Annotated in this window: 25 protein-coding genes; 10 read left to right on the top strand and 15 right to left on the bottom strand. The window is 67.5% G+C overall.

Features of this window, described 5'->3' with window-relative positions; all coding sequences use genetic code 11:
• The first annotated feature begins 28 nt into the window (after nucleotides 1-28).
• Together N8I71_RS05960 and N8I71_RS05955 are read left to right on the top strand one after the other, a co-directional pair.
• Entirely contained in the window at nucleotides 29-1,303 is a 1,275-nt protein-coding gene (locus N8I71_RS05960; protein WP_262877027.1) for a bifunctional folylpolyglutamate synthase/dihydrofolate synthase, read from the top strand.
• A 60-nt stretch (nucleotides 1,304-1,363) separates the two neighbouring features.
• On the top strand, nucleotides 1,364-1,885 hold the full coding sequence (locus N8I71_RS05955) for a hypothetical protein (RefSeq protein WP_262877026.1): 522 nt from the start codon (nucleotides 1,364-1,366) through the stop codon (nucleotides 1,883-1,885).
• Here the strand turns inward: N8I71_RS05955 and N8I71_RS05950 are convergent.
• Together N8I71_RS05950 and N8I71_RS05945 are read right to left on the bottom strand one after the other, a co-directional pair.
• Complete coding sequence (locus N8I71_RS05950; RefSeq protein ID WP_262877025.1) at nucleotides 1,878-2,486, bottom strand: hypothetical protein; 609 nt, start codon at nucleotides 2,484-2,486, stop codon at nucleotides 1,878-1,880. The genes N8I71_RS05955 and N8I71_RS05950 overlap by 8 nt on opposite strands.
• A 2-nt stretch (nucleotides 2,487-2,488) precedes the next feature.
• Nucleotides 2,489-3,088, bottom strand: coding sequence for a HupE/UreJ family protein (locus N8I71_RS05945; protein WP_262877024.1), 600 nt, complete (start codon nucleotides 3,086-3,088; stop codon nucleotides 2,489-2,491).
• A gap of 178 nt (nucleotides 3,089-3,266) precedes the next feature.
• Here N8I71_RS05945 and N8I71_RS05940 point away from each other — a divergent pair, with 178 nt between their 5' ends.
• The gene (locus N8I71_RS05940) at nucleotides 3,267-4,124 is read left to right on the top strand and encodes a DUF4394 domain-containing protein (RefSeq protein WP_262877023.1); all 858 of its coding nucleotides are present in this window, start codon (nucleotides 3,267-3,269) and stop codon (nucleotides 4,122-4,124) included.
• Nucleotides 4,125-4,172: 48 nt separating this feature from the next.
• Here the strand turns inward: N8I71_RS05940 and zapE are convergent, their stop codons facing one another.
• The gene (gene zapE / locus N8I71_RS05935) at nucleotides 4,173-5,264 is read right to left on the bottom strand and encodes a cell division protein ZapE (RefSeq protein ID WP_262877022.1); all 1,092 of its coding nucleotides are present in this window, start codon (nucleotides 5,262-5,264) and stop codon (nucleotides 4,173-4,175) included.
• 146 nt (nucleotides 5,265-5,410) lie between these two features.
• Between zapE and N8I71_RS05930 the strand changes: the two genes are divergently transcribed.
• The gene (locus N8I71_RS05930; protein ID WP_262877021.1) at nucleotides 5,411-6,661 is read left to right on the top strand and encodes an MFS transporter; all 1,251 of its coding nucleotides are present in this window, start codon (nucleotides 5,411-5,413) and stop codon (nucleotides 6,659-6,661) included.
• 22 nt (nucleotides 6,662-6,683) lie between these two features.
• On the opposite strand, the gene N8I71_RS05925 is transcribed toward N8I71_RS05930, so the two are convergent.
• From N8I71_RS05925 to N8I71_RS05910, 4 genes are read right to left on the bottom strand one after another with little or no spacing between them, the layout of a single operon-like run.
• Nucleotides 6,684-7,601: an ornithine cyclodeaminase family protein gene (locus N8I71_RS05925; RefSeq protein ID WP_262877020.1), complete on the bottom strand. Its 918-nt coding sequence runs from the start codon at nucleotides 7,599-7,601 to the stop codon at nucleotides 6,684-6,686.
• On the bottom strand, nucleotides 7,598-8,251 hold the full coding sequence (locus N8I71_RS05920; RefSeq protein WP_262877019.1) for an HAD family hydrolase: 654 nt from the start codon (nucleotides 8,249-8,251) through the stop codon (nucleotides 7,598-7,600). Before N8I71_RS05920 ends, N8I71_RS05925 begins: the two co-directional genes overlap by 4 nt.
• Nucleotides 8,248-9,087 carry an S-formylglutathione hydrolase gene (gene fghA, locus N8I71_RS05915; protein WP_262877018.1) on the bottom strand — a complete coding sequence of 280 codons (840 nt, stop codon included), beginning with the start codon at nucleotides 9,085-9,087 and terminating at the stop codon, nucleotides 8,248-8,250. Before fghA ends, N8I71_RS05920 begins: the two co-directional genes overlap by 4 nt.
• Nucleotides 9,088-9,147: 60 nt before the next feature.
• Nucleotides 9,148-10,098 carry an AEC family transporter gene (locus N8I71_RS05910; protein ID WP_262877017.1) on the bottom strand — a complete coding sequence of 317 codons (951 nt, stop codon included), beginning with the start codon at nucleotides 10,096-10,098 and terminating at the stop codon, nucleotides 9,148-9,150.
• Between the two features lie 137 nt (nucleotides 10,099-10,235).
• On the opposite strand from N8I71_RS05910, the gene N8I71_RS05905 reads away from it, so the two are divergent.
• The gene (locus tag N8I71_RS05905) at nucleotides 10,236-10,853 is read left to right on the top strand and encodes a TetR/AcrR family transcriptional regulator (RefSeq protein WP_262877016.1); all 618 of its coding nucleotides are present in this window, start codon (nucleotides 10,236-10,238) and stop codon (nucleotides 10,851-10,853) included.
• Between the two features lie 580 nt (nucleotides 10,854-11,433).
• On the opposite strand, the gene N8I71_RS05900 is transcribed toward N8I71_RS05905, so the two are convergent.
• From N8I71_RS05900 to N8I71_RS05880, 5 genes are all read right to left on the bottom strand, one after another.
• Entirely contained in the window at nucleotides 11,434-12,153 is a 720-nt protein-coding gene (locus N8I71_RS05900; RefSeq protein ID WP_262877015.1) for an NYN domain-containing protein, read from the bottom strand.
• Nucleotides 12,143-12,478 carry a hypothetical protein gene (locus N8I71_RS05895; protein WP_262877014.1) on the bottom strand — a complete coding sequence of 112 codons (336 nt, stop codon included), beginning with the start codon at nucleotides 12,476-12,478 and terminating at the stop codon, nucleotides 12,143-12,145. Before N8I71_RS05895 ends, N8I71_RS05900 begins: the two co-directional genes overlap by 11 nt.
• 146 nt (nucleotides 12,479-12,624) lie before the next feature.
• A complete protein-coding gene (locus N8I71_RS05890; RefSeq protein ID WP_262877013.1) occupies nucleotides 12,625-13,143 on the bottom strand; it encodes a GNAT family N-acetyltransferase in 519 nt (172 codons plus the stop codon).
• Complete coding sequence (locus N8I71_RS05885) at nucleotides 13,140-13,553, bottom strand: hypothetical protein (protein WP_262877012.1); 414 nt, start codon at nucleotides 13,551-13,553, stop codon at nucleotides 13,140-13,142. Before N8I71_RS05885 ends, N8I71_RS05890 begins: the two co-directional genes overlap by 4 nt.
• Nucleotides 13,554-13,616: 63 nt before the next feature.
• Nucleotides 13,617-14,729 carry an S-(hydroxymethyl)glutathione dehydrogenase/class III alcohol dehydrogenase gene (locus tag N8I71_RS05880; RefSeq protein WP_262877011.1) on the bottom strand — a complete coding sequence of 371 codons (1,113 nt, stop codon included), beginning with the start codon at nucleotides 14,727-14,729 and terminating at the stop codon, nucleotides 13,617-13,619.
• A gap of 73 nt (nucleotides 14,730-14,802) precedes the next feature.
• Between N8I71_RS05880 and N8I71_RS05875 the strand changes: the two genes are divergently transcribed.
• The 5 genes from N8I71_RS05875 to infB all read left to right on the top strand — a co-directional run bounded on the left by N8I71_RS05875 (nucleotide 14,803) and on the right by infB (nucleotide 20,579).
• On the top strand, nucleotides 14,803-15,069 hold the full coding sequence (locus N8I71_RS05875) for an I78 family peptidase inhibitor (RefSeq protein WP_262877010.1): 267 nt from the start codon (nucleotides 14,803-14,805) through the stop codon (nucleotides 15,067-15,069).
• Between the two features lie 162 nt (nucleotides 15,070-15,231).
• A complete protein-coding gene (gene rimP, locus N8I71_RS05870; protein WP_262877009.1) occupies nucleotides 15,232-15,804 on the top strand; it encodes a ribosome maturation factor RimP in 573 nt (190 codons plus the stop codon).
• Between the two features lie 3 nt (nucleotides 15,805-15,807).
• The gene (gene nusA, locus N8I71_RS05865; RefSeq protein ID WP_262877008.1) at nucleotides 15,808-17,433 is read left to right on the top strand and encodes a transcription termination factor NusA; all 1,626 of its coding nucleotides are present in this window, start codon (nucleotides 15,808-15,810) and stop codon (nucleotides 17,431-17,433) included.
• Between the two features lie 24 nt (nucleotides 17,434-17,457).
• Nucleotides 17,458-18,090 (top strand): RNA-binding protein, encoded by a 633-nt coding sequence (locus tag N8I71_RS05860; protein WP_262877007.1) that lies wholly within the window; start codon nucleotides 17,458-17,460, stop codon nucleotides 18,088-18,090.
• Complete coding sequence (gene infB / locus N8I71_RS05855) at nucleotides 18,087-20,579, top strand: translation initiation factor IF-2 (RefSeq protein WP_262877006.1); 2,493 nt, start codon at nucleotides 18,087-18,089, stop codon at nucleotides 20,577-20,579. The genes N8I71_RS05860 and infB overlap by 4 nt, the downstream gene beginning before the upstream one ends.
• A gap of 64 nt (nucleotides 20,580-20,643) precedes the next feature.
• On the opposite strand, the gene tspO is transcribed toward infB, so the two are convergent.
• The 3 genes from tspO to N8I71_RS05840 are packed head-to-tail and all read right to left on the bottom strand — an operon-like array spanning nucleotide 20,644 to nucleotide 23,707.
• On the bottom strand, nucleotides 20,644-21,117 hold the full coding sequence (gene tspO, locus N8I71_RS05850; RefSeq protein ID WP_262877005.1) for a tryptophan-rich sensory protein TspO: 474 nt from the start codon (nucleotides 21,115-21,117) through the stop codon (nucleotides 20,644-20,646).
• A 17-nt stretch (nucleotides 21,118-21,134) separates the two neighbouring features.
• Nucleotides 21,135-22,160: a 15-cis-phytoene synthase gene (crtB, locus tag N8I71_RS05845; RefSeq protein ID WP_262877004.1), complete on the bottom strand. Its 1,026-nt coding sequence runs from the start codon at nucleotides 22,158-22,160 to the stop codon at nucleotides 21,135-21,137.
• Complete coding sequence (locus tag N8I71_RS05840) at nucleotides 22,157-23,707, bottom strand: phytoene desaturase (protein ID WP_262877003.1); 1,551 nt, start codon at nucleotides 23,705-23,707, stop codon at nucleotides 22,157-22,159. Before N8I71_RS05840 ends, crtB begins: the two co-directional genes overlap by 4 nt.
• Nucleotides 23,708-23,788: the final 81 nt, after the last annotated feature.

The following is a 23,788-nucleotide window of genomic DNA, read 5'->3' as shown; positions in this document are numbered from 1 at the left end:
TCCAGCCCCCCAAAAGCATGAGAGCATCTTGAGCGGTCCGTCCTCCGACCTCCTCCTCGAGAGGATGATGTCGCTTCATCCCAAGATCATCGACCTGACGCTGGATCGCATGTGGCGCATCCTCGGCGCGCTCGATCATCCCGAGAGACGCCTGCCACCGGTCGTCCATATCGCCGGCACGAACGGCAAGGGGTCCACGCTCGCGATGATCCGCGCGGGGCTGGAGGGTTCGGGCCACAGGGTCCACGCCTATACCTCGCCCCATCTCGTGCGGTTCCACGAACGCATAAGGCTCGCCGGGGAGCTTATCGGGGAAGATGCGCTTTCGGACATTCTCGACCGTTGTCTCGTGGCCAACGGCCCCGATCCGATCACGTATTTCGAGATCACGACCGCGGCGGCCTTCGTGGCCTTCGCGGAAACGCCGGCGGACTATACGCTGCTGGAGGTGGGCCTCGGCGGACGCCTCGATGCGACGAACGTGATCGAGGCGCCCCGCCTGACCGTCATCACGCCGGTCGACATGGACCATCAGCAATACCTCGGCGACACCCTGCAGCAGATCGCGGCCGAAAAGGCCGGGATCATCAAGCGAGGCGTTCCCGTCGTCGTCGGGCGGCAGGCCGAGGCAGCGCTCGAGGTGATCGAGGACCGCGCCGCGCGCCTGGGCGCACCCATCCTCGCCCATGGTCAGCAATGGCACGTCCGCGAGGAACGCGGGCGACTGGTGTTCGAGGACGAAACCGGACTTCTGGACCTGCCGATGCCTGCCCTGCCCGGCGCGCACCAGGTGGAGAACGCGGGCATCGCGCTCGCCGCGCTCCGTGCCCTTGGACAGGGCGAGGAGGCCTGCGAAGCCGCGCTGACACAAGCCACCTGGCCCGCTCGGATGCAGAGACTGCGCAAGGGCCCCCTGATCGAAGCCGCGCCAGAGGCCGAGTTCTGGCTCGACGGCGGGCACAACCCCCATGCGGGTCGCGCCATTGCCGCGCTGCTCGGCACGCTGCCGCGGCGCCCGACGCACCTTGTCTGCGGGATGCTGAACACCAAGGACGTGGCGGGCTTCATGGCGCCTTTCGCACCGGTCGCCGAAAGGCTCTGGGCGGTGTCGATCCCGGGTCAGACCGCCACGCTGCCCGCGACCGCCACCGCCGAAGCCGCGCGCGCCGCCGGGCTGGTCGCCACGGAAGCGGACAGCGTTGCGGCCGCAGTGCGGGATATCGTCCGGCAGACCCCGAGCGCGCGCATCCTGATCTGCGGGTCGCTTTACCTCGCCGGGACCGTGCTGGCCGAGAACGGCTGATCGCCGGGGCGCGGCCTTCCCGACCTTGACCCGCCCGGCCCAACCCCCGAGACTGCGCCCATGCGTTCAGCACCCCTCGCCGCCATCCTGATTGCCATGAGCGCCACGGCCGCGGCGCCGTCCGATACCGCGCGGTTCCAGTTCTGCTGGATCGGTGCCGGCGGGTTCACGATGGAGGGGATCATCGGCTTTCCGGGCGATCTCCTGGGAACCGGCATCATCACCCAGGACGACATCAGCGAGTTCGCCATCTGGGGCTATCACAACGGCCTTCCGGTCGGGTCCTGGAACATGCGCGACCGCACCACCGAGACAAGCTGGACGCTGTTCTTCGATACCCGCGCCATGGCCTTCCCGATGGGCGGCTTCTTCCTCGAGCAGTCCTACCAGGAGTGGAACGCCAACGGGCAGGTCGACGATTGCGGCAATCCCGGCTTCGGCTTCAACGGCGGCAACTGGGCGCAGGATGTCTGCATCGACAATACCTGGATCCGCGAAAGCTCCATCGACCCCGACACGCCGCTGCCCACCCAGTCCATGGACCAGCCGCTGAGCTGCGAGTCCGTGCTGCCCCTCAGTTGACGCCGCCCGTGACCTCGAAGGCGAAGTAGAGGACGAGGATCGCACCGATCCAGGACGCGACCACCCGCCAGCCGATCCGCACCCAGTCCGCCTGCACCCGGTCGAGCGCGTATTGCGACAGCCCGGCCGCAAGCGCGGCGGCGAGGTTCGTGCCGAAGATCAGTCCGACATGGGTCAGCAGTGGAAGCTCGAAGAGGCCATGCCCCTCGAGCGCGACGCCGAGCGCGCCGAGGCCCGTGATCCCTGCCAGGACCAGTGCCAGCGCGCCGGGGATGGACGGCGCCAGCGCCGCGATCGCGGCCGTCGCGACCCCGAGGCCGATGAACGCCGTCGCCACCCCGGGCCCGGCGGCAGATGCGGCGAAGATGCCGACAGCCTGACCGCCAAGGAACACGGGCCAGGCCCGTGGCAGGCCGCCATTGCGCCAGAGGCTGAGGAGAAGGCCCAGCGCCAGCACCGGAAGCAGGATGCCGGGATAGGTCACGATGACCGCGACACCCTCGACGAACTGGCCGTAGGCGTCGGCCCCCGCCTCGAAGGCATGCCCCCAGGCCGGCCCGGCGGCGAGCGCCGCGCCCGTAGCGACCGCGATCCGCCGCAAGATCAGGCGAGACCGAAGAGGAACGCCGCGCCCACCAGCGCGATGACCCCGCCCGCGCCGCGCACCGCCAGCTTGCCGGTTTCCGACCGCGTGAGCAGGCCGAAGGCGATGCCCGCCATGTGCAGAAGCCCGGTGCCGACCACGAAGCCGACCGCATAGCCGTAGGGGCTGAAGGCTTCGGGCAGCTCGGTGCCATGCGCATGGCCATGGAAGATCGCGAACAGCCCGACGATGACGGCGGCAACCCAAATCGGCGCCTTGACCGCGAAGGCGATCAGAAGGCCGAGGATCACGCCCGACAATGCGATGCCCGTCTCCACCGCCGGCAGCGGCACGCCCATCACGCCCAGCGCCCCGCCGAAGGCCATGACCAGCGGAAAGACCACCGGCAGGATCCAGATCGCCGGCGCGCCGAGGAAGGCGCCCCAGAGTCCCACGGCGACCATCGCCACCACGTGGTCCCAACCGAGGATCGGATGCCAGAAGCCCGAGGCGAAGCCTGTGTTGATCCCCTCACCCGTGTGGGCGCCCGCCTGGGCCGCGAGAAGAAGAAGGGGAACGGCAAGCGCCAGGGCGCGGGTCGGCAGGGTCGTTCGGGGCATCGCGGCTCTCCTTCTTCCGGGGCGCTTCACGGTAGCTGGCCGGGGCCGGAGGTCAACGAAACATCCGGCCGAATTTTTTTCCCGCGCGCTGAAACTTCCGGTGTCGATCCGCCGTGGCTATGGGCGTCGGAACGCTGGAACGCGCCGACATCGATCACCGCACTCAGAAAGGAACACCATGTCGTTGCGCCAGATCACCGCCACCACCCTCGCCGTGCTCGCGGCTGGACCGAGCCTTGCCGACGGACATGCCGCGACGGCGGGCTATGTCCTTGCCCAGGGCGGTTCCTCGCTCGCCGTCATGCCGGACATCTCCGCACCCGACAGCGCGATGGTCCACATGCTGGAAACGCCACTCAGGGCTATCGCGTGGCGTCCCGTGACCGGCGAACTTCTGGGGATCGGAGACGGAGCGGTCTTCACCATCGATCCCGCGACCGGGGCGATGACCGACCTCGGCGCGAGCTTCGTCGGGGATGCCGCCCTTGCGAACGGCGCGATGGGCGGCCTCGACTTCAACAACGCGATCGATGCGGTCAGGGCCGTGTCCACCGCCGGCGACAACCTCGTCTATTTCCCGGAAGGCTTTGGGGACAACGATGAGCGCGCGGGGACCGTGCGCCGCTTCACCGGCCTCGCCTATGCGGCGGGCGACGCGAATGAAGCGGCGACGCCGATGGTCTTCGCCAATGCCTACACCAATGCCATTTCCGGGATGACCGCCTCGGGGACCGCGCAGTTCGCGCTCGACGCGGCGACGGATGCGCTCGTGACGCTGGCCAACAACGAGGGCACCCTCGCCACGGTCGGACCGATCACGGTGGACGGGATGGCGATGGACGTCTCCGCGATGGGCGGCTTCGACATCGTCTCGCCCGAAGAGGGCACGGACCGCGCCTATGCAATTCTGCAGGCCGAGGGCGCCACGACGGCGGGTCTCTATGCCATCGACCTTTCGACGGGCGAGGCAACCATGCTGGCCGATCTCGGGATGGACGGCATCTCCGGCTTCGCCGCATCGCTCGGCGGCATGTGAGACTGCAAGGACGGCCCGGTCCCCGGGTCGTCCGCTGCCACCGCGCGGTCAGGCCGTGCCATCCCGCCCCTTGCCCCAGTCGGCGCCCTGCATTTCCCGCAGCCGGCTCGCGGTGCGTTCGAATTCGAAGCTGCCCTCGCCCTCGGTATAGAGCTTCTCCGGCTCCGCCTCGGCCGAGCAGATCAGCCGCACATGCCCCTCGTAGAGCGAGTCGATCAGCGTCACGAACCGTTTCGCCTCGTTGAACCGTGTCGAATCGAGCCGGGGAATGCCCTCGACCACGAGAAGTTTCACCGCCCCGACCAGCGCGAGGTAATCGGCCGGACCGAGCGGCTGGCCACACAGCTCCCAGAAGGTGCAGCGCGCCATGCCGGCCCAGTAGCGCGGCAGGTGCACCGCCCGGCCCTTCACCTCGAGCACCAGTTCCTCCTCGCGCCCATGGGTGAGGTCGCGCCAGATCTCGTTCAGCGCGCGGCCGGCCGCCTTGTCGAGAGGTGCGAAATACACCGGGTTGCCCGCCAGCCGGTCCTGCCGGTAGTCGGTCATAGCCTCCAGTTCGTCGACCTCCAGCCGCTCCTCCAGAAGCCGGATGAAGGGCAGGAAGATGTCCCGGTTCAGACCGTCCTTGTAGAGGTCGCGCGGCGGGCGGTTCGAGGTGGTGACAACGACGACCCCGGCCTCGAACAGCTTCTCGAAAAGCCGCCCGACGATCATCGCGTCGGCGATGTCGGTGATCTGCATCTCGTCGAAGCACAACAGGCGCAGCCTGGCCGAGATCGCCTCGGCCACCGGGCGGATCGCGTCGTCCACGCCGGTCTTGCGGGCCTCGTGCAGCGCGGCCTGCACCTCCTGCATGAAGGCGTGAAAATGGACGCGCCGCTTGGCCTCGATCCCGACATGGGCGAAGAACAGGTCCATCAGCATCGACTTGCCGCGCCCGACCCCGCCCCAGAGATAGAGCCCCTGCTTGCCGGCGGGCTCGACGCGACGGAAGCGCGCAAGCAGACCCTTGCGCTCGGGCGCTTCGAGCTTCTCGCGCAATTCCTCCAGACGCAGGAGCGCGGCACGTTGCGCCGGATCCGGACGCAGCATGCCCTCGGCCACTCGGGTGTCGTAGATCGCTTGAAGATGCTGACCCATGCGCCGTTCCTAGCGCCTTTCGCGCCAGGATCGCCACCGGGAATTCCGCCCCGGGCGCCAGACAAGATTATCTTATGTATGGCATCAGAAAAGCTGCATTGCCCAAGGGCCGCGCCGGGGCTAGCGAAGTGCTGGAAGGGACGGACATGGCCAGGCAATCGCTTCTCACCCCGGTGCTCGTCGGGGGCTCGATCATCATTCTCCTCAGCTTCGCCGTCCGGGCGAGCTTCGGCGTGTTCCAGATCCCGATCGCCGAGGAATTCGGCTGGCTCCGGGCCGAGTTCAGCCTCGCCATCGCGATCCAGAACCTCGCATGGGGCATCGGTCAGCCGATTTTCGGGGCCATCGCCGAGCGCTTCGGCGACAGACGGGCCATCGTGCTGGGCGCGCTGCTGTACGCAACCGGCCTCGTCCTGTCCGCCTTCGCCGTCACGCCGGAACAGCATCAGCTTTTGGAAATCATGGTCGGCTTCGGCATCGCCGGGACGGGCTTTGGCGTGATCCTCGCCGTCGTTGGGCGCGCGGCCTCGGACGAGCACCGCTCGCTCGCGCTCGGGATCGCCACGGCGGCAGGATCCGCAGGACAGGTGATCGGCGCGCCGCTGGCCGAGGGGCTCCTCTCGTTCCTGCCATGGCAGAGCGTCTTTCTCGTCTTCGCCGGGGTCATCCTCGCGTCGCTCTTCGCGCTGCCGCTGCTGCGCAGCCCGGCGCCCGCCAGCCGGGCGGAACTTCAGGAAAGCATGGGCGAGGTTCTGGGCCGCGCGTTCCGCGACCCGTCCTTCACGCTGATCTTCGTGGGTTTCTTCTCCTGCGGCTACCAGCTCGGCTTCATCACCGCGCACTTCCCGGCCTTCGTGACCGAGCTTTGCGGCCCGATCGAACCCGGCAGCATGCTGCATGGCATCGGGATCACCACGACCTCGGCGCTGGGGGCGATCGCCATATCGCTCATCGGGCTGGCCAACATCGCGGGCACCATCACGGCGGGATGGCTCGGAAACCGGTTCCCCCGGAAATTCCTGCTCGCGTCGATCTACACCGGACGGACGGTGGCGGCGGGGATCTTCATCCTCCTGCCGATCACGCCCTTGACTGTGATCGTGTTCTCGCTGGTCATGGGGTCGCTCTGGCTGGCGACGGTGCCGCTGACCTCGGGCCTCGTGGGCTACATCTACGGCCTACGCTACATGGGGACGCTCTATGGCATCGTCTTCTTCAGCCACCAGCTCGGCAGTTTCCTCGGCGTCTGGCTGGGCGGCTGGATGTACGACATCTACGGCGACTACACCGCCGTCTGGTGGGTCGGTGTCGGGGTCGGCGCGCTGAGCGCGCTGGTCCACCTTCCGGTCCGCGAGATGCCGCTGAAGGACCGCGCGCCCACCCCGATGGCCGCGTGACCCCGGAACCGGCGATGGCCCATCAACCGCTTTGGACGGCGCCGAGGATGTAACGCGCGCACATCAGGTCGAGATGCGCGCCGCCTCCGTTCTTGAAGACGGTGATCTCGTCGTCCGAGGTCCGTGCGAAGACCTCGCCGGACAGGTCGTAGTAATCCCCAAGCACGTCCGGCTCGGCGATCACGCCGGCCTCCAGCGGGATCTTCACCTCGCCGATATGGCCGAGCGTCGTGTCGCGCGCATCGACGAAAAGCCGCCCGCGCCGCAGGACATCGTCATCGGCCTCGCGCATGTCGGGACGGTAGGCGCCGATCAGGTCCACATGGGTCCCGGGACGCAGCCACGCCCCCTGGATCACGGGCGTCGTGGACATCGTCGCGCAGGTCACGATATCGGCCGCGCCCACGGCGCCCTCCAGGTCCTGCACCGCCTCGGTGTCGGGGAACTGCGCCGCGAGCCGCATCGCCGGGTCCGGCGACCGGTTCCAGATGCGGAACCGCGCCTGGGGGAAAGCCGCGCCATAGGCCTCGCGGAGCGACCGCGCCACGGTGCCTGCGCCCACGATCAGGATGGTCCCGCTGTCGGGTCGCGCCAGCTTGCGGGCGGCCAGAAGGCTGTCGCCCGCCGTCTTCCACTTCGTCACGAGATGGAAATCGAGGATCGCCTCGAGCGTCCCGTCCGCGTCGGAATAGAGCGTCACGCCGCCATTGATCGCGGCCGCGCCCCGCGTGGCATTGCCGGGGAAGATCGTGGCCGTCTTCACCAGCATCCCCATCCCGTCGATCCAGGCCGCCCGGCTGAGAAGCGTATCGCCCCCGCGATAAAGGAAGGTGTCGCCGATCTCCGCCTTCGGAAGATGGTGCCCCGCCTCCAATGCATCGGTGAGGGCCAGCCAGTCGAGCCGCGCCTCGGCCTCGGCGGCGACGATGACCACGCTCACGGCGCGGCCTCCTCGGGTGTCAGAAGCCCCGCCGCCACCAGCGCCGCGGCCCAGCCCTCGGGCGCCTCGAAGAGATGCGCCTGCCAGCCCCGCGCGCGGGCGGCATCCACGTTCTTCTCCCGGTCGTCCGCAAACAAAAGCCGGCCGGGCGGAACGCCGCATTCCTCCTCCACCATTTCGTAGATGCGCGGATCGGGCTTGATCACGCCCATGTGCCCCGAGACGAATTCGCGGTCGAACTCGTTGAGGAAATCGAATTGGGTCCGGGCGTAGGCGAAGCTCTCGATCCCGAAATTCGTCAGCGCGAAGACCGGCACACCCTTCGCGCGCAGCGTCCGCAAAAGTTTCACCGAATGCGGGATCACCGGTTGCGCCAGCTGGATCCAGTTGTCGTGCCAGTCGCGGATCTCGGCGCGCCAGTGCGGATAGGTCTCGGCGGTTTCGTAGATCACGTCACGGAACCCATGCCCGAGGTCCACGCGGTCGTTCATGCCGTGCAGGTCCACCTCGGCGAACATGGCGCGGCGGCGGTCCTCGCCGATCGTTCGGTCGTAATAGCGCTCGGGCTGCCACTCGATCAGAACGTTGCCGATGTCGAAGATGACGGCGTCGACGGATGTCCCGGCGCGGTTCGCGGCAGGGGCGGTCATGCGTCCACCCCATAGAGCGCCTCGGCGTGAAAACTCACGTGATCCTCCATGAAGGTCGAGACGAAGAAATAGGAATGGTCGTAGCCGGGCTGCATCCGGATCGTCCCGTTCTGCCGCCGCGCGACCATGGCCTCGGCCAGCGCCTCGGTGCCGAGCAGGTCGCCGAACTGGTCCACCGTGCCGGTATCGATCAGGACCGGCCCCGGGAACCCCTTCTCGCGCATCAGGACCGTCGCGTCATGCGGCTCCCAGAGCGCTGTGTTCTCGCCGAGATAGGCGGTGAACTGCTTGCGGCCCCAGTCGCTCTCCATCGGGTTGCAGATCGGTGCGAAGGCCGAGACCGAGGCGAAACGGTCGGGAAAACTCATGGCGATCGTCAGCGCCCCGTGCCCACCCATGGAATGCCCCGTGATGCCCTGCCGCTCCTCGTCGAGCGCGAACCGGTCGAACAGTTTCCGGGGCAGTTCGTCGGTCACGTAGTCCCACATCTGGAAATGCTCGGCCCATGGGTCCTGCGTGGCGTTGACGTAGAAACCGGCCCCCTGTCCGAGGTCGTAGGCCGCATCGTCCGGAACGCCGGGGCCCCTTGGCGAGGTGTCCGGAAAGACCAGCGCGATGCCCTGCTCCGCCGCCCAGTTCTGCGCCCCGGCCTTCACCATGGCGTTCTCGTGCGTGCAGGTCAGCCCCGAGAGGAACCACAGGACCGGCACGGGACCCGAGGCGCCCTCCGCCGGCACGAAGAGGCCGAACGTCATTTCCGTGCCCGTCGCGTCCGAGACGTGCCGGTAGACGCCCTGCGTCCCGCCGAAACAACGGTTCTCCGAGATCGTGTCCATGGCTAACTCCCCTCGCCGGCACCCTATCGGTAACGCGCCGGACCCGCGGGCCGCAAGCGCTCAACCGCCCACCACGATCCCCGCATACCCCGCCACCCAGGCGATCACCGCCGAGACGGTCAGGATCGACACGGCGGTCGATATCAGGATCGAGGCCGACACCCGCTGCGGCGCGACCCCGTAATGCTGCGCCAGGATGTACACGTTGCCCGCCACCGGAAGCGACGCCGCCGCGATCATCACCGCCGCGTCGAAGGTCGGCACCGGGAACAGCCACAGCGCCGCCAGCGCCACCGCCGCCGGGTGCAGCACCAGCTTGCAGAAGCTGAGCCACCCCGCCACCGACAGCCGTTCGGCGGACTTCCCCGCGAGCGACGCCCCGATCGCGAAAAGCGCGCCGGGCGTCGCGGCCGCGCCGAGGATCGCGAGAAACTCGTTCACCGGCCCCGGCACGTCCCAGCCCGTCCCCGACCATGCCAGGCCAAGCGTCATCGACACGATCATCGGGTTCTTCAGCAGGCCGAGCCCGACATTGCGGAGCGTGGCGAGGCTCACCCGGCCCTCGCGGCTGCCGGTGACGAGGACGACGATGAGCGTCGAGAACACGATGAGGTCGAGCGCCAGAACCATCAGGACAGGCCCCGCCGCCGCCTCGCCCAGCAGAACCACCAGCATCGGCACACCGAGAAAGCCCGTGTTCCCGATCACCGCGCATTGCGCCTCGACCGCGGCCTCGGCCATCGGCCTGCGGCGCAGGATCGCGACCCCCGTGGCGATCAGGTAGACGACGAAACATCCCCAGAGATACGCAGCCACGAACCACCAGTCGAAGATCTCCCCGAGGCTCAGGTTCGCCGCGAACCGGAACAGCATCGCCGAAAGCGCGAAGTAGAAGACGAACTTGGTGAGATAGGCCGCGGCCTCGGCCGTGAAGAACCCCGACCGGCAGGCCTGGAAGCCCAGCGCGATCAGCGCGAAGAATGGCAGGGTCTTCAGGAAGATCTCGATCATGTCGACCCTTCGCTACGCCGCGGCGAAGCCGCTGTCCAGACGCGTCCACTCGATTGACTTTTGCAATCGTTGTGAGCGAAACGCTTGCCGAAACTGAACCGATTGGTTTACGTTGTCTCCAGTGGAAGGGGACGTCCATGAACGCCGAAGCTCAGATCAAGAAGGGGCGCAAGTACGACCAGGTGATCGACGGGGCCAAGGCGGTGTTTCTCCGCGAGGGCTTCGAAGGCGCCAGCGTCGACGAGATCGCCCGTGACGCCGGGGTCTCGAAGGCAACGCTCTACAGCTACTTTCCCGACAAGCAGCACCTCTTCCTCGCGGTTCTGGAAACCGAGTGCGCCCAGCAGGCCGAGGTGGAGATCCTGCTCGACGCCACGCATCTCAGCGTCGAGGACACGCTGCGCATGATCTGCAAGACGCTGATCACCTTCTTCCTGTCGCGTTTCGGCCAGGACATGTTTCGCGTCTGCGTCGCCGAGGCCCAGCGGTTTCCCGAGCTTGGCCGGACCTTCTACGACAGCGGCCCGAAGAAATGGAGCCGCAAGATCGCCCAGTATCTCGACAGCCCCAGGGCCCGCGCCGCGCTGGAGGTGGAGGACAGCCTTCTCGCCGCCGACCAGCTGGCGCAGCTCTGCCGCGCGGACCTGATGCTCAAGGTCCTCTTCGGGATCGAGAAGGACCCCCCCGAGGCCGAGATCGACCGCATCGCGGACGAGGCGGTGAAGACCTTCCTCGCGCGCTATCGGCGGGCCTGAACCCCCCCGACCATGGCGGCCCAATCCGGCCTCCCGGGATCTGGCCCGCGATGCCGGCGGATGTCTGCAATTTCCGCGGAGCCCGGAAACCGGACGGCTGCCTGACCGACGGCGGCAAGGAAGACCGCGCCCTCCCCGTCGCCGCGTTTCCACCGCCCAAGGAGTCGCCCGGCTGGGCTGGCGTGACCGGCACGATGCCTGATCCCGAAGGACGAAGCACGACGGGATCGGCCGCGTCTGCGCCCCCGAAAGCGCGCGCAACCTGCAGCATGCGCCGCTGTCAGGCGACCCCTGCCGATTTTCCCGGCTCCACACTTCGGGGCATGGGAAGAGGCCATCACCGCCCAAAGCCCCGGTTCGACGCCGTCCCCCCGATGTTGCGCGATGCCGGCTCCCGTCGGCCCATGTCGACGAAACCCGCGGTCCACCCATCCTTCATCCTGGCAAAAAACTCCGGGGGAGCGCCGCGTGCCGCGGCGCCGGGGGCAGCGCCCCCGAAGGCGCGGGGGAGCGGCTCCCGGGAACCGGGGGCCCGAGACCGCGCCTGCCCGGGTCGCCGCCAGGTGGCGGCGAACCCCCGTCAGTCGATGCGCCGCACGAGAAGCTGGTTGCCCGGACCCCGCTTCACCTCCAGCGTCTTCAGGCTCTGCACGAGGTCCGACAGCTTTCGCTTGCCATAGGTCCGGGTGTCGAAATCGGGGTTCGCGGTCGTCAGGTACTGCCCGATCTGGCCCAGCGAATACCAGTCGTCCTCCTGCTCGATCCCGTCCATCGCCCGGTGGATGAGGTCGCGCGCCTCCGTGATGGCGCGCTTGTCGCCCTGCGCCTCGACCGGTTTCGTGCCGCCCTTGTCTTCCTCGGTCCCCAGGATGTTCTCGATGAAGATGAACCGCTTGCAGGCCTTGCGGAAGGCCTCGGGCGTCTTCTGCTGGCCGATGCCGAAGACATCGAGCCCCTGTTCGCGGATGCGGCTGGCGAGCCGGGTGAAGTCACTGTCCGAGGACACGAGCACGAACCCGTCGAAACGGCCCGAATGCATCAGGTCCATCGCGTCGATCACCAGCGCGATGTCCGAGGCGTTCTTGCCCACGGTGTTCGCCGGCTGGTGGTGCGGCACGATGCCGAACTCGGCCTGCACCGCGGACCAGCCCTTCATGTGGTTCGACGAAAAATCCCCGTAGATGCGGCGGACGCTCGCCTCGCCGTAGCTGGCGATCTCGTCGAAGATCGCCTTGGCGTGCTTGTGGGACGTGTTGTCCGCGTCGATCAGAACCGCAAGAAGCGGGGTGTCATTGGCCATGCTCGAATACCTCCGGCCCCAACGTGTCACAGCGGGCGCGCCCTTGCCAGACCGCGCGGAGCGCCTCGGCGCGGGCAAGCGAAGTTTCGGCGATGTAGACATGGCCCGTCAGCGGCGGGCGAACCGGCGGCGTCGCCATCGCGATGCCGCAGAAGCCCACGGCAAGCCGTGTACCCTCGGCGAAAGGCGCCTGCGCCAGCAGGACACCGGCGCGCGGCATCAGGGTCACGAACACATCGGTGAAGCCGCCAAGCTCGGAGATGTCGATTTCCGCCACATCGACTGCGGAAACCTCGATGGCCACCGATCCGTCGGTCAGGGTCAAGAATGCCTCCTCAGCCCAGGCCTGCGCGGCCAGCGCGACCGCGAGAAGGCAGCACAGCGATGCCCGGCCCCTATTTCCCATCACCAGCCCCGATCGCGGCACGGGCCCCCTGCCCGGCGAGGGTTCCCTCGCGCGGGATCGCCCCATCAGTCTCCATCGGCGAGGTCCTTCCACATGACGTAGGCGTCGACATGGCCCTCGACGGGGTGGCGGAAGGCACCGGGCAACTCGCCCACCACGCGGAACCCGGCCCGCAGCCAGGTCTCGATCGCGCGGCGATTCGTGGCGACCACGAAGTTGTATTGCATCGCCCGGAACCCGCGCGCCCGCGCCTCGTCCAGCGAGTGCCGCAGAAGCGCCTGCGCCACACCCCGGCCCGCGACATCGGGCCGGGTGCAATACCCGGCATTGGCGACATGGCTGCCGCCGCCGGCCTGGTTCGCCCTGAGGTAAGAGGTGCCGACGATGTCTCCGTCGAGCTCGGCGAGGAAGTTCGTCGCTCCGGGCGGCCGCCAGTAGGCGAGCGCACCGGCCATGCCACCGTCCCGCGGCGCGCAGAAGACGTCGCCCGCCTCGACCGCGGGGCGCAGGATGTCCCAGATCGCGGCGTCATCCTCGCCCGGGCGCGCCGGGCGGATGACGACCCGCGCGTTCGCGTCGCTCACTTCGTGCCGCCGACCACGCCACCGCTCGAGACCGCGCCGCCGCCGGCCACGACCTCGTCCCAGATGTCGCCGAGCCGGTCGGCGATGGTCTCGCGCGCTGGGCTGTCGTCATCGGTGTTGTAGACGACGAGGAAGGGCGCCACGAGGCCGCTCTCGTCGGCGCAGATGAAGAGCGCGTCGACCACGTCACCGCGAAGATCATAGGCGCCCAGCGTCCAGTCCGACCGTCCGGTGAAGCCCGGAGAGTTGAACCGCTGCCGGAACACGTTCACGGTGGTCTCCGCGTAGGACATGCAGGTTGCCCGGTCCGAAACCGAGTTGAAGTCCGTGACGGTCCAGCCCTCGGCGCCCGCCTGCCCCGCTGCCGCAAGGACAAGTGCCGCGCCGGTTCCGAAAATTGCCTTTCTCATGCCGGTAATCCCTTTCCTTCTGCAATCATGCGGGCGGGCGCAGGGCCGGCCCGATTCCTCGTCTCAATAGACCACGACCGAGCGGATCGACTCACCCGAATGCATCAGCTCGAAGCCCTTGTTGATGTCGTCGAGCGGCATCGTGTGGGTGATCATCGGATCGATCTCGATCTTGCCCTCCATGTACCAGTCCACGATCTTCGGGACGTCGGTCCGGCCCCGCGCACCGCCGAAGGCCGTGCCGCGCCAGGACCGGCCAGTCACAAGCTGGAACGGCCGGGTGGAGATCTCGGCGCCGGCGGGCGCCACGCCGATGATGATCGACTCGCCCCAGCCCTTGTGCGCGCTTTCGAGCGCGGCGCGCATCACCTGCACGTTTCCGGTCGCGTCGAAGGTATAGTCCGCGCCGCCCTTCGTGAGGTTCACGAGGTAGGGCACGAGGTCGCCCTCGACCTCGGTCGGGTTCACGAAATCGGTCATGCCGAAACGCTGGGCCATCGGCACCTTGTCGGGATTGATGTCGACGCCGACGATCTGGTCGGCCCCCGCGAGCCGCAGGCCCTGGATCACGTTCAGCCCGATGCCGCCGAGGCCGAACACGATCGCGCGGCTGCCGATCTCGACCTTGGCGGTGTTGATGACGGCACCGATCCCGGTGGTGACGCCGCAGCCGATGTAGCAGACCTTGTCGAAGGGCGCGTCGGGCCGGATCCTGGCCACCGCGATCTCCGGCAGGACAGTGAAGTTCGAGAAGGTCGAGCAGCCCATGTAATGCAGGATCGGGTCGCCATCGAGCGTCGAGAAACGCGACGTCCCGTCCGGCATGACCCCCTGCCCCTGGGTCGAGCGGATCGCTTGGCAGAGGTTCGTCTTGGGGTGCAGGCAGTATTCGCACTCCCGGCATTCGGGCGTGTAGAGCGGGATGACATGATCCCCCGGCTTCACGCTGGTCACGCCCTCGCCCACCTCAACGACGACGCCTGCGCCCTCGTGGCCCAGGATGGCGGGAAAAAGGCCCTCTGGGTCCGCGCCCGAAAGCGTGAAGTCGTCGGTGTGGCAGATGCCGGTGGCCTTGATCTCGACAAGGACCTCGCCGGCGCGCGGACCGTCGAGGTTGACGTCCATGATCTCGAGCGGCTTGCCGGCTTGCGTTGCCACGGCGGCACGGGTGCGCATGGGTCTGTCCCTCCCTCTGGGCTGTTTTGGCCAAGCGTGGTTCAATCCGTCCTCCGATGCAATGGAGATGACCATGCGGATTACCTTACTGCCCGCCCTCGCCCCCCTGATACTGGCCGGATGCCAGATGACGGCACCCGAGCCGGAGGCCGATGCCTGCAACGCCTCGGGCTGGATGTGGCTGATCGGCGAGCCCGTCGACGTGGTGGCCGCGAGCACCTTCCCCGCGCCGATGCGCGTGATCGGACCCGGCGACCCGGTGACGATGGATTTCCTGCCGAACCGACTGAACGTCACCTACAACGAGGCCGGCTTCGTCACCGATGTGTATTGCGGGTAAGAGGCTGAACGGGGGTCGTCGCGCTCGTCCCTTGCGCGTCCCCCCGATTCCCCCTATATGCGCCTCAACAGCGGCGCCTCGGGGTCCAAACCCGAGGCTCCACCGGAGAGTATCGCGGGCCGCTCGGCCCGCTTTTTCGTTTCTGGGGACCTCGAACCGTACATGAACGAGCTGATTGCCAAGACGTCCATCGACCGGCGCATGGCCGAGATACTGACCCCCGTCATCGAGGGCATGGGTTTCGAGGTCGTGCGCATCCGGTTGATGGGGGGCAGGAACAAGACGCTCCAGGTCATGGCCGAGCGTCCGGACGGCGGCATCGAGGTGGACGAATGCGCCGCGATCTCGGGCGCGATCTCGGCCGTGCTCGACGTCGAGGACCCGCTGGAGGATGCCTACACGCTCGAAGTGTCGAGCCCCGGCATCGACCGTCCGCTGACCCGGTTGAAGGACTTCGAGACCTTCGAGGGCCACGAGGCCAAGATCGAGACGACCGAGATGATCGACGGCCGCCGCCGCTTCAAGGGCGTGCTGGCCGGCGTCGAGGGCGACGAGATCCTGCTCAACGTCGAGGAGGGGACCATCGGGCTCCATTTCGACTGGCTCTCGGACGCGAAACTCGTCCTGACCGACGACCTGATCCGTGAGATGCTGCGCGCCCGGAAGGCGGCGGGTCTCATCGACGAAACCCAGTTTGACGACATCGAGGAAGAGACCTCGGAGGCGGAGGAATAAGTCATGGCCATCACGTCAGCCAACCAGCTGGAACTGCTGCAGACCGCCGAGGCCGTCGCGCGCGAGAAGATGATCGACCCGGCGCTGGTGATAGAGGCGATGGAAGAGAGCCTCGCCCGCGCCGCGAAGTCGCGCTACGGGTCGGACCTCGACATCCGCGTTTCGATCGACCGCAAGACGGGCCGCGCGACCTTCACCCGCGTCCGCACCGTGGTCGAGGACGACATGGTCGAGAACGACAAGGCCGAGCTGACCGTCGAACAGGCGAAGCAGTATCTCGAGGATCCCAAGGTCGGCGACACCATCGTGGACGAGGTTCCGCCCGTCGACATGGGCCGGATCGCCGCGCAGTCGGCCAAGCAGGTGATCCTGCAGAAGGTCCGCGAAGCCGAGCGCGACCGCCAGTTCGAGGAATTCAAGGACCGCGTCGGCACCATCATCAATGGCGTCGTCAAGCGTGAGGAATACGGCAACGTCATCGTCGACATCGGCCGGGGCGAGGGCGTCCTGCGCCGTAACGACAAGATCGGCCGCGAGAGCTATCGCAACGGCGACCGGATCCGCTGCTACATCAAGGACGTGCGCCGCGAGACGCGGGGCCCGCAGGTGTTCCTGTCGCGCACCGCGCCCGAGTTCATGGCCGAGCTCTTCAAGATGGAAGTGCCGGAAATCTACGACGGCATCATCGAGATCAAGGCGGTTGCCCGCGATCCGGGCTCCCGCGCGAAGATCGCGGTCATCTCCTACGACAACGCCATCGACCCCGTCGGCGCCTGCGTCGGCATGCGCGGCTCCCGCGTCCAGGCGGTGGTCAACGAGCTTCAGGGCGAAAAGATCGACATCATTCCGTGGAACGAGGATGCCGCGACCTTCCTTGTCAACGCGCTCCAGCCCGCCGAGGTGACGAAGGTCGTCATCGACGAGGATGCCGAGCGCATCGAGGTCGTCGTTCCCGACGAGCAGCTGTCGCTCGCCATCGGCCGGCGCGGCCAGAACGTGCGCCTCGCCAGCCAGCTGACGGGCCTCGACATCGACATCCTCACCGAGGAAGAGGAATCCAAGCGCCGCCAGGCCGAGTTCGAGGAGCGCACGCGCCTCTTCATGGATACGCTCGACCTCGACGAATTCTTCGCGCAGCTCCTGGTTGCCGAAGGCTTCACCTCGCTGGAAGAGGTCGCATATGTCGACATCGACGAACTTCTGGTGATCGACGGCGTCGACGAGAGCACGGCGGAGGAGTTGCAGGCCCGCGCCCGCGACTATCTCGACGAGCAGAACAAGAAGGCGCTCGAGAAGGCCAAGGAACTGGGCGTCGAGGAAAGCCTGATTGAATTCGAGGGCCTGACGCCCCAAATGCTGGTGGCGCTCGGCGAGGACGGAGTGAAGACACTCGAGGACTTCGCCACCTGTGCCGACTGGGAACTTGCCGGCGGCTGGACCACGGTCAACGGCGAGCGCATCAAGGACGACGGCCTGCTCGAGCCCTTCGACGTCTCGCTGGAAGAGGCGCAGAACATGGTGATGACCGCGCGGGTCAAACTCGGCTGGGTCACTATCGAGGAACTCGAGGCCCAGGCCGCCGCGGAAGCGGAAGCCGCAGCAGCCGAAGCGGAGGAGGCGGAGGGCTGAGGCCCTCTGCCCGAAGGCGCCCGGATGACGCGGGGCGGCCGGACCAAAGATCGTGACGACGGTGCCGAACGGCGCTGCATCGTCACGGGCGAGACCCAGCCAAAGGGCGGGTTGATCCGCTTCGTGGTCGGACCCGGTGGCGAGATCGCGCCGGACATCCTGGAGAAGCTTCCGGGACGAGGCATCTGGGTCAGCGCCGACCGTGCGGCGATCGAGAAGGCCGTGGCGAAGAACCTCTTCGCACGTGCGGCAAGGGCGCCCGTCACGGTGCCCGCCGACCTCGCCGACAGGGTCGAGGCGGGGCTTGTCCGGCGGCTGACCGACCTCATCGCGCTCAAGCGCAAGGCGGGCGAAGCGGTGGCCGGGTTCGAGAAGGTGAAGGACTGGCTGGCGGCCGGAAACGTCGCCGTCCTCCTGCAGGCGACCGACGGGTCGGAGCGGGGGAAATCGAAGCTCTGGACGCCGACGGGCGCCCGCTATTTCAGCGTCCTGACGGCCCGGGAATTGGGTTTGGCATTCGGACGCCAAAGTGTGATACATGGCGCGCTTGCCGCTGGCGGTCTGGCCCCTCGTGTTGTAGAGGGGGCCGCAAAACTGCAGGGCCTGCGCAAGGCAGACGGCGGAGTGTCCGCCGGGAAAGACGATGGAGTCGCATGAGCGATCAGGACGGAAAAAAACCCCTTGGCCTCTCTGGTGGCGCGCGGTCTGGCCGCGTGAACCAGAGCTTCTCGCGCGGGCGCACGAAGAGCGTCGTCGTCGAGACCAAGCGCAAGCGCGTGGTTGTCCCCAAGCCGGGACAGCAGAGCGCCGCGGCGCAGAATGCCGAGGGTGGAAAACGCGACAAGGCATTGCCCGACGCCGAACTCGAGCGTCGCCTGAGGGCACTGCAGGCCGCGAAGGCCCGCGAAGCGGAAGACGAGGAACGCCGCGCCACCGAAGAGCGTGAGCGCGAGGAAGAACGTGCGCGCCGCCGCGCCGAGGCCGAGGCCAAGGAACGCGAGGAGCGCGAGCGCGAAGAGGCCCTCAAGGCCAAGGAAGAGGAAGACCGCCGCCGCCGCGAGGAAGACGACGCACGTCGCAACGCGCCTGCCGTCGCCGACACCGCAGCCGCCGCCGCCGTTGCTGGCGCCCCCGCGGCCGACAAGCCCGTGCGCGGACCGGGCAAGCCCGCGCCCGCTCCGGCCCGGCGCAAGGAAGAAGACGACCGCGCGGGCCGTGGCCGTGGCGCGGACCGTGGTGGCGAGCGCCGTTCCGGCAAGCTGACCGTGAACCAGGCACTCACCGGGGGCGAGGGCGGTCGTCAGCGCAGCCTCGCCGCGATGAAGCGCAAGCAGGAGCGTCAGCGCCAGAAGGCCATGGGCGGCGCCCATGACCGCGAGAAGGTGGTGCGCGACGTGCAGCTGCCCGAGACGATCGTCGTCTCCGAACTGGCCAACCGCATGGCCGAGCGCGTGGCGGACGTGGTCAAGGCGCTCATGAACAACGGCATGATGGTCACGCAGAACCAGTCCATCGACGCCGATACCGCCGAACTCATCATCGAGGAATTCGGCCACCGCGTGCAGCGGGTGTCGGATTCCGACGTCGAGGACGTGATCGTCAGCACCGAGGACAAGGATGAGGACCTCCTGCCGCGTCCTCCGGTCATCACGATCATGGGCCATGTCGACCACGGCAAGACGTCGCTGCTCGACAGGATCCGCCAGGCCAACGTCGTCTCCGGCGAAGCGGGCGGCATCACGCAGCATATCGGCGCCTACCAGGTGACGACCGACAGCGGTGCGGTGCTGACCTTCCTCGACACGCCCGGTCACGCGGCCTTCACGTCGATGCGGGCGCGCGGCGCACAGGTGACGGATATCGTCGTTCTCGTTGTCGCGGCGGACGACGCCGTGATGCCGCAGACCATCGAGGCGATCAATCACGCCAAGGCCGCCAAGGTCCCGATGATCGTGGCGATCAACAAAGTCGACAAGCCGTCGGCCAACCCCGACAAGGTGCGCACGGATCTTCTCCAGCACGAGGTCGTGGTCGAGAAGATGTCGGGCGAAGTCCAGGACGTCGAGGTTTCGGCCGTCACGGGCCAGGGTCTCCCCGAACTGCTGGAGGCCATCGCGCTTCAGGCCGAGATCCTCGAGCTCAAGGCCAACCCCGACCGTCCCGCCGAGGGCGCCGTGATCGAGGCACAGCTCGACGTGGGCCGTGGACCGGTGGCGACCGTTCTCGTGCAGAAAGGCACGCTGAAGCAGGGCGACATCTTCGTCGTCGGCGAACAGTGGGGCAAGGTCCGCGCGCTGATGAACGACAAGGGCGACCGCGTGAAGGAAGCCGGACCGTCGGTGCCCGTCGAAGTTCTGGGCCTCAACGGCACGCCCGAGGCGGGCGACGTTCTCAACGTCGTCGAGACCGAGGCGCAGGCCCGCGAGATCGCGGAGTACCGCGAGCAGGCGGCCAAGGACAAGCGCGCGGCGGCCGGTGCCGCGACGACGCTAGACCAGCTTCTTGCCAAGGCGAAGGCCGACCAGAGCGTCAAGGAGCTGCCCATCGTTGTGAAGGCCGACGTCCAGGGTTCGGCCGAGGCGATCATCCAGGCGATGGAAAAGATCGGCAACGACGAGGTGCGCGTTCGCGTGCTCCATTACGGTGTCGGCGCCATCACCGAGAGCGACATCGGCCTTGCCGAAGCCTCGGGCGCCCCGGTCATCGGCTTCAACGTCCGTGCGAACGCACCGGCGCGCAGTGCCGCAAACCAGAAGGGCGTGGAAATCCGCTACTACTCGGTGATCTACGACCTCGTCGACGACGTGAAGGCGGCGGCCTCGGGCCTTCTGGGTGCCGAGATCCGCGAGAACTTCATCGGCTATGCCGAGATCAAGGAAACCTTCCGCGTCTCGGGTGTCGGCACCGTCGCCGGCTGCCTCGTCACCGAGGGTGTGGCGCGCCGCTCCGCCGGTGTCCGCCTGCTGCGCGACGACGTCGTGGTGCACGAAGGCACGCTGAAGACGCTCAAGCGCTTCAAGGACGAGGTCAAGGAAGTGCAGTCCGGCCAGGAATGCGGCATGGCCTTCGAGAACTACGACGACATCCGCAAGGGCGACGTCATCGAGATCTTCGAACGCGAAGAGGTCGAGCGCTCGCTGGCGTGATCCGCCGGACCAGGGAAAACGGAAAAGGGCGCCCCGGTGGCGCCCTTTCGCATTTGCGGCCGGATCAACCCGTGGGCTGCGCGGCCTCGTTCGGGTTGCGCATCCAGACGCTGGCATTCAGCGCACCGGCGACCGTGACCCAGACGAGATAGGGCACGAAAAGCGCGCCCGCGATCAGGTCCAGCGACCAGAAGGTCACCATCGTTCCGGCCACCGCAACCCAGAGGCCGATCATGATGAAGAACGCCGCCTTGATCCGGTGCAATCCGAAGAAAACCGGGGTCCAGAGCGTGTTGAACGCGATCTGCATCGCCCAGAACGCCATGGCATAGGCGCTCCCCTCCAGGGGTGCGACGCGGGATGCCGCATAGGCGGAAGAAAGGTAGAGGATGCTCCACGCCAGCGGGAAAACCCAGTCGCGCGGCGTCCACGGCGGTTTCGACAGGCCGCGATACCATACCCCCGGCATGAACATCGAGCCGGTGGTGGCCGCCGCGGCGCAGGCGAGCAGGAAAATCGTGAAAAGTCCCCAATCCATGGAGAGTAGATAGGGCGTCAGGCGACTTCGGCCAAGCCGCTGCGTGTACGATCTCGTGCTTCCAGTTGCGTGAGCACCGAAAGGACGTTCTCGCCCCACCCGGTTTTCGACGCGTCGGGTTGCGACGCGGCCTCGACCAGAAACGCGACTTCGTCGAGCGGGCGGGCGTAGATCACGGCGCTTTGCGGCAGCGCCGTCACCGCGGCCGCCCGCACGAGCGACCAGCCCAGCAGCCCCAGCTTGTGCCCCTTGGTGGTGTGAACCCGCGTCGTCACGCTGTCGTAGCCCGCGCGCTTCAGCTTGCGGCCGATCGCGTCATAGCAGTGCCGCGCGGCGAAGATGCCGGGGCGCACGGCCACAGGAAGGCGCGCGATCCCGGGCTCGGACCGGTAGTAGAGACGGTCAGCCTCCGCCAGCAGACGCTTGACCATCCGGCGGATGGCCGGCGTCGGTTCGGGATTTTCGAGGAAGGCGTCGATGTCGATCCCCTCCTCCGCCATCCAGTCGGTCGGCAGATAGAGCCGCCCCGCGCGCGCGTCTTCGCCTACGTCGCGCGCGATGTTCGTCAGCTGCATGGCGACGCCGAGGTCGCAGGCCCGCGCAAGCGTCTGCCGCTCGCGCACGCCCATCAGCACGCACATCATCGCGCCCACTGCGGAAGCCACGCGCGCGGAATAGCTGCGCAGGTCCGAAAGGCTGGCATAGCGCCGCTCCATTCCGTCCCAGGCGAGGCCTTCCAGAAGCGCCTCGGGCAGTTCCCGCGGCATGCCGTAGTCCTGGATCAGCGCGGCCATGGCGCGGTCGGCGGGCGCATTGCGCGGCCGTCCGGCATAGGCGAGGTCGAGACGGTCCCGCAGCGCAAGGACGGCGGCGGGCTTGTTGTCGCCGAAATCCACTTCGTCGTCGGCGACCCGGCAGAAGGCATAGAGCGCGAGCGCGGGATCGCGGACACGCGCAGGCAGGAGTTTCGACGCCGCGTGGAAGGAGTAGGAGCCTTCGCGGATCGCCTCGCGGCAATGCTCGAGATCGTGATCGTCCATCATTCTGCGGCAAGCCTCAGGTCTCGCGCCAGGGGGCGCGGCGCGTCGGGAACGAGCTTGGTCAGGACCTCCGACGAGGTGACGACCGAGGGGATGCCGGCGCCCGGATGCGTGCCCGCGCCGACGAGATAGAGGTTCTCGACCTCCTCCGAGATGTTGTGCGGGCGGAACCACGCACTCTGGAAGATGCGGGGCTCAAGGCTGAAGCCCGCGCCGTGAGGACTGAGGTAGCGGGACTGGAACGTGTCCGGCGTGAAGAATTCGCTGGCCGAGAGGTGATCCTCGAAACCGGGGATCAGGTGCTTCTCCAGCACGCGGGCGAGGTTCTGGCGGTAGGTCTCGCCCATGGCCTGCCAATCGACGGCGTCCTTGCCGTGAAGGTTCGGTACCGGCGACAGGGCGTAGAACGTGTCGTCGCCCTCGGGCGCGACGGTCGGGTCGGTGACGGAGGGGCGGTGCAAATAGACCGACATGTCCTCCGCGAGGTGCTTGCGCATGAAGATGTCATGCAGAAGCCCGGTGTAGCGTGGTCCATTCAGGATCGTGTGATGGCCGACGTCGCGCCACATGCCCCTGGTACCGCGCGTGCCGAAATACCAGACGAAAAGCCCCATGGACCACCGCGAGCGATCGAGCCGCCGGTTCGTCCACCGCTTCCGCTCGGTGCGGCGCAGGAGATGCGAATAGGTATGCCCCGGATCGGCGTTCGATACCACGACATCGGCCTCCATCACCTGGCCCTCGGCCGTGCGGATACCGGTTGCGCGGCCCTGCTTCGTCAGGATCTCGTCGACCTCGACGCCTTGCTCCACGGAGCCGCCCTGGTCCTCGATCACGCGGACCATCGCGTCGGCCATCGCCTGCACGCCGCCCATGGCGTAATGGACGCCGAATTCCTTCTCGAGGTGGCTGACGAGAATATACATCGACGTCACGTGCGTCGGGTCGCCACCGATGAAGAGCGGATGAAAGCTGAGCGCCATGCGCAGCCGTTCGTCCCGGACGCGCGACTTGGCGTGGCCGAAAACGGAGCGGTCGGCACGCAGTCGGACGAAACCGGGGATCTCGCGGATGAGGTCCCGGAGCTTGTTCATCGGGCGGCGGCCCAGTCCCTCGAACCCGAACTGGTAGCGCTCCTCGCTGTCCTTGAGGAACCGTTTGTAGCCCTCGACGTCGCCGGGCGAGAGGCGGCGCACCTCCTCGATCATCGCGTCGTCGTCCTGCCGGACCCGGAAGGTGGAACCGTCGCGCCAGCGGATCTCGTAGTAGGGATCGACCGGCCTGAGATCGACCTCGGCATCGAAGTCGCGGCCGCATTCGGCCCAGAGCTGGCGGAACACCTGAGGCACCGTCACGATGGTCGGCCCGAGATCGAAGCGATGGCCGTTCCGGCTAAGCGACGAGCCGCGTCCCCCCGCCCGGTCGAGCCGGTCGAGAAGCGTCACCTCGTAGCCCTTTGCCCCAAGCCGCATCGCCGCCGACAGGCCGCCAAGGCCCGCCCCGATGACGATTGCCCGTGACGGCGCGGACGGAGAAGAATGGTCGTTCATGGCGTGTCCAACACTGTCTAGTCTTGTTGACAATATGGTATACCGCGGCGCTTTGCCAAGAAAAACGGACAACGTGTCTCT

The sequence above is a fragment of the Roseicyclus sediminis genome, assembly GCF_025515305.1.
GTDB classification, from domain to species: Bacteria; Pseudomonadota; Alphaproteobacteria; order Rhodobacterales; family Rhodobacteraceae; genus Roseibacterium; species Roseibacterium sediminis.
This window is presented reverse-complemented; position numbering and strand designations above follow the sequence as displayed.

Coding starts and splice junctions, on each gene's coding strand:
- N8I71_RS05955 (WP_262877026.1), top strand. CDS start 1,364: ATGCGTTCAGCACCCCTCGCCGCCATCCTGATTGCCATGAGCGCCACG.
- N8I71_RS05945 (WP_262877024.1), bottom strand. CDS start 3,088: ATGCCCCGAACGACCCTGCCGACCCGCGCCCTGGCGCTTGCCGTTCCC.
- N8I71_RS05940 (WP_262877023.1), top strand. CDS start 3,267: ATGTCGTTGCGCCAGATCACCGCCACCACCCTCGCCGTGCTCGCGGCT.
- zapE (WP_262877022.1), bottom strand. CDS start 5,264: ATGGGTCAGCATCTTCAAGCGATCTACGACACCCGAGTGGCCGAGGGC.
- N8I71_RS05930 (WP_262877021.1), top strand. CDS start 5,411: ATGGCCAGGCAATCGCTTCTCACCCCGGTGCTCGTCGGGGGCTCGATC.
- N8I71_RS05920 (WP_262877019.1), bottom strand. CDS start 8,251: ATGACCGCCCCTGCCGCGAACCGCGCCGGGACATCCGTCGACGCCGTC.
- fghA (WP_262877018.1), bottom strand. CDS start 9,087: ATGGACACGATCTCGGAGAACCGTTGTTTCGGCGGGACGCAGGGCGTC.
- N8I71_RS05910 (WP_262877017.1), bottom strand. CDS start 10,098: ATGATCGAGATCTTCCTGAAGACCCTGCCATTCTTCGCGCTGATCGCG.
- N8I71_RS05905 (WP_262877016.1), top strand. CDS start 10,236: ATGAACGCCGAAGCTCAGATCAAGAAGGGGCGCAAGTACGACCAGGTG.
- N8I71_RS05900 (WP_262877015.1), bottom strand. CDS start 12,153: ATGGCCAATGACACCCCGCTTCTTGCGGTTCTGATCGACGCGGACAAC.
- N8I71_RS05885 (WP_262877012.1), bottom strand. CDS start 13,553: ATGAGAAAGGCAATTTTCGGAACCGGCGCGGCACTTGTCCTTGCGGCA.
- N8I71_RS05880 (WP_262877011.1), bottom strand. CDS start 14,729: ATGCGCACCCGTGCCGCCGTGGCAACGCAAGCCGGCAAGCCGCTCGAG.
- N8I71_RS05875 (WP_262877010.1), top strand. CDS start 14,803: ATGCGGATTACCTTACTGCCCGCCCTCGCCCCCCTGATACTGGCCGGA.
- rimP (WP_262877009.1), top strand. CDS start 15,232: ATGAACGAGCTGATTGCCAAGACGTCCATCGACCGGCGCATGGCCGAG.
- nusA (WP_262877008.1), top strand. CDS start 15,808: ATGGCCATCACGTCAGCCAACCAGCTGGAACTGCTGCAGACCGCCGAG.
- N8I71_RS05860 (WP_262877007.1), top strand. CDS start 17,458: ATGACGCGGGGCGGCCGGACCAAAGATCGTGACGACGGTGCCGAACGG.
- infB (WP_262877006.1), top strand. CDS start 18,087: ATGAGCGATCAGGACGGAAAAAAACCCCTTGGCCTCTCTGGTGGCGCG.
- tspO (WP_262877005.1), bottom strand. CDS start 21,117: ATGGATTGGGGACTTTTCACGATTTTCCTGCTCGCCTGCGCCGCGGCG.
- crtB (WP_262877004.1), bottom strand. CDS start 22,160: ATGATGGACGATCACGATCTCGAGCATTGCCGCGAGGCGATCCGCGAA.
- N8I71_RS05840 (WP_262877003.1), bottom strand. CDS start 23,707: ATGAACGACCATTCTTCTCCGTCCGCGCCGTCACGGGCAATCGTCATC.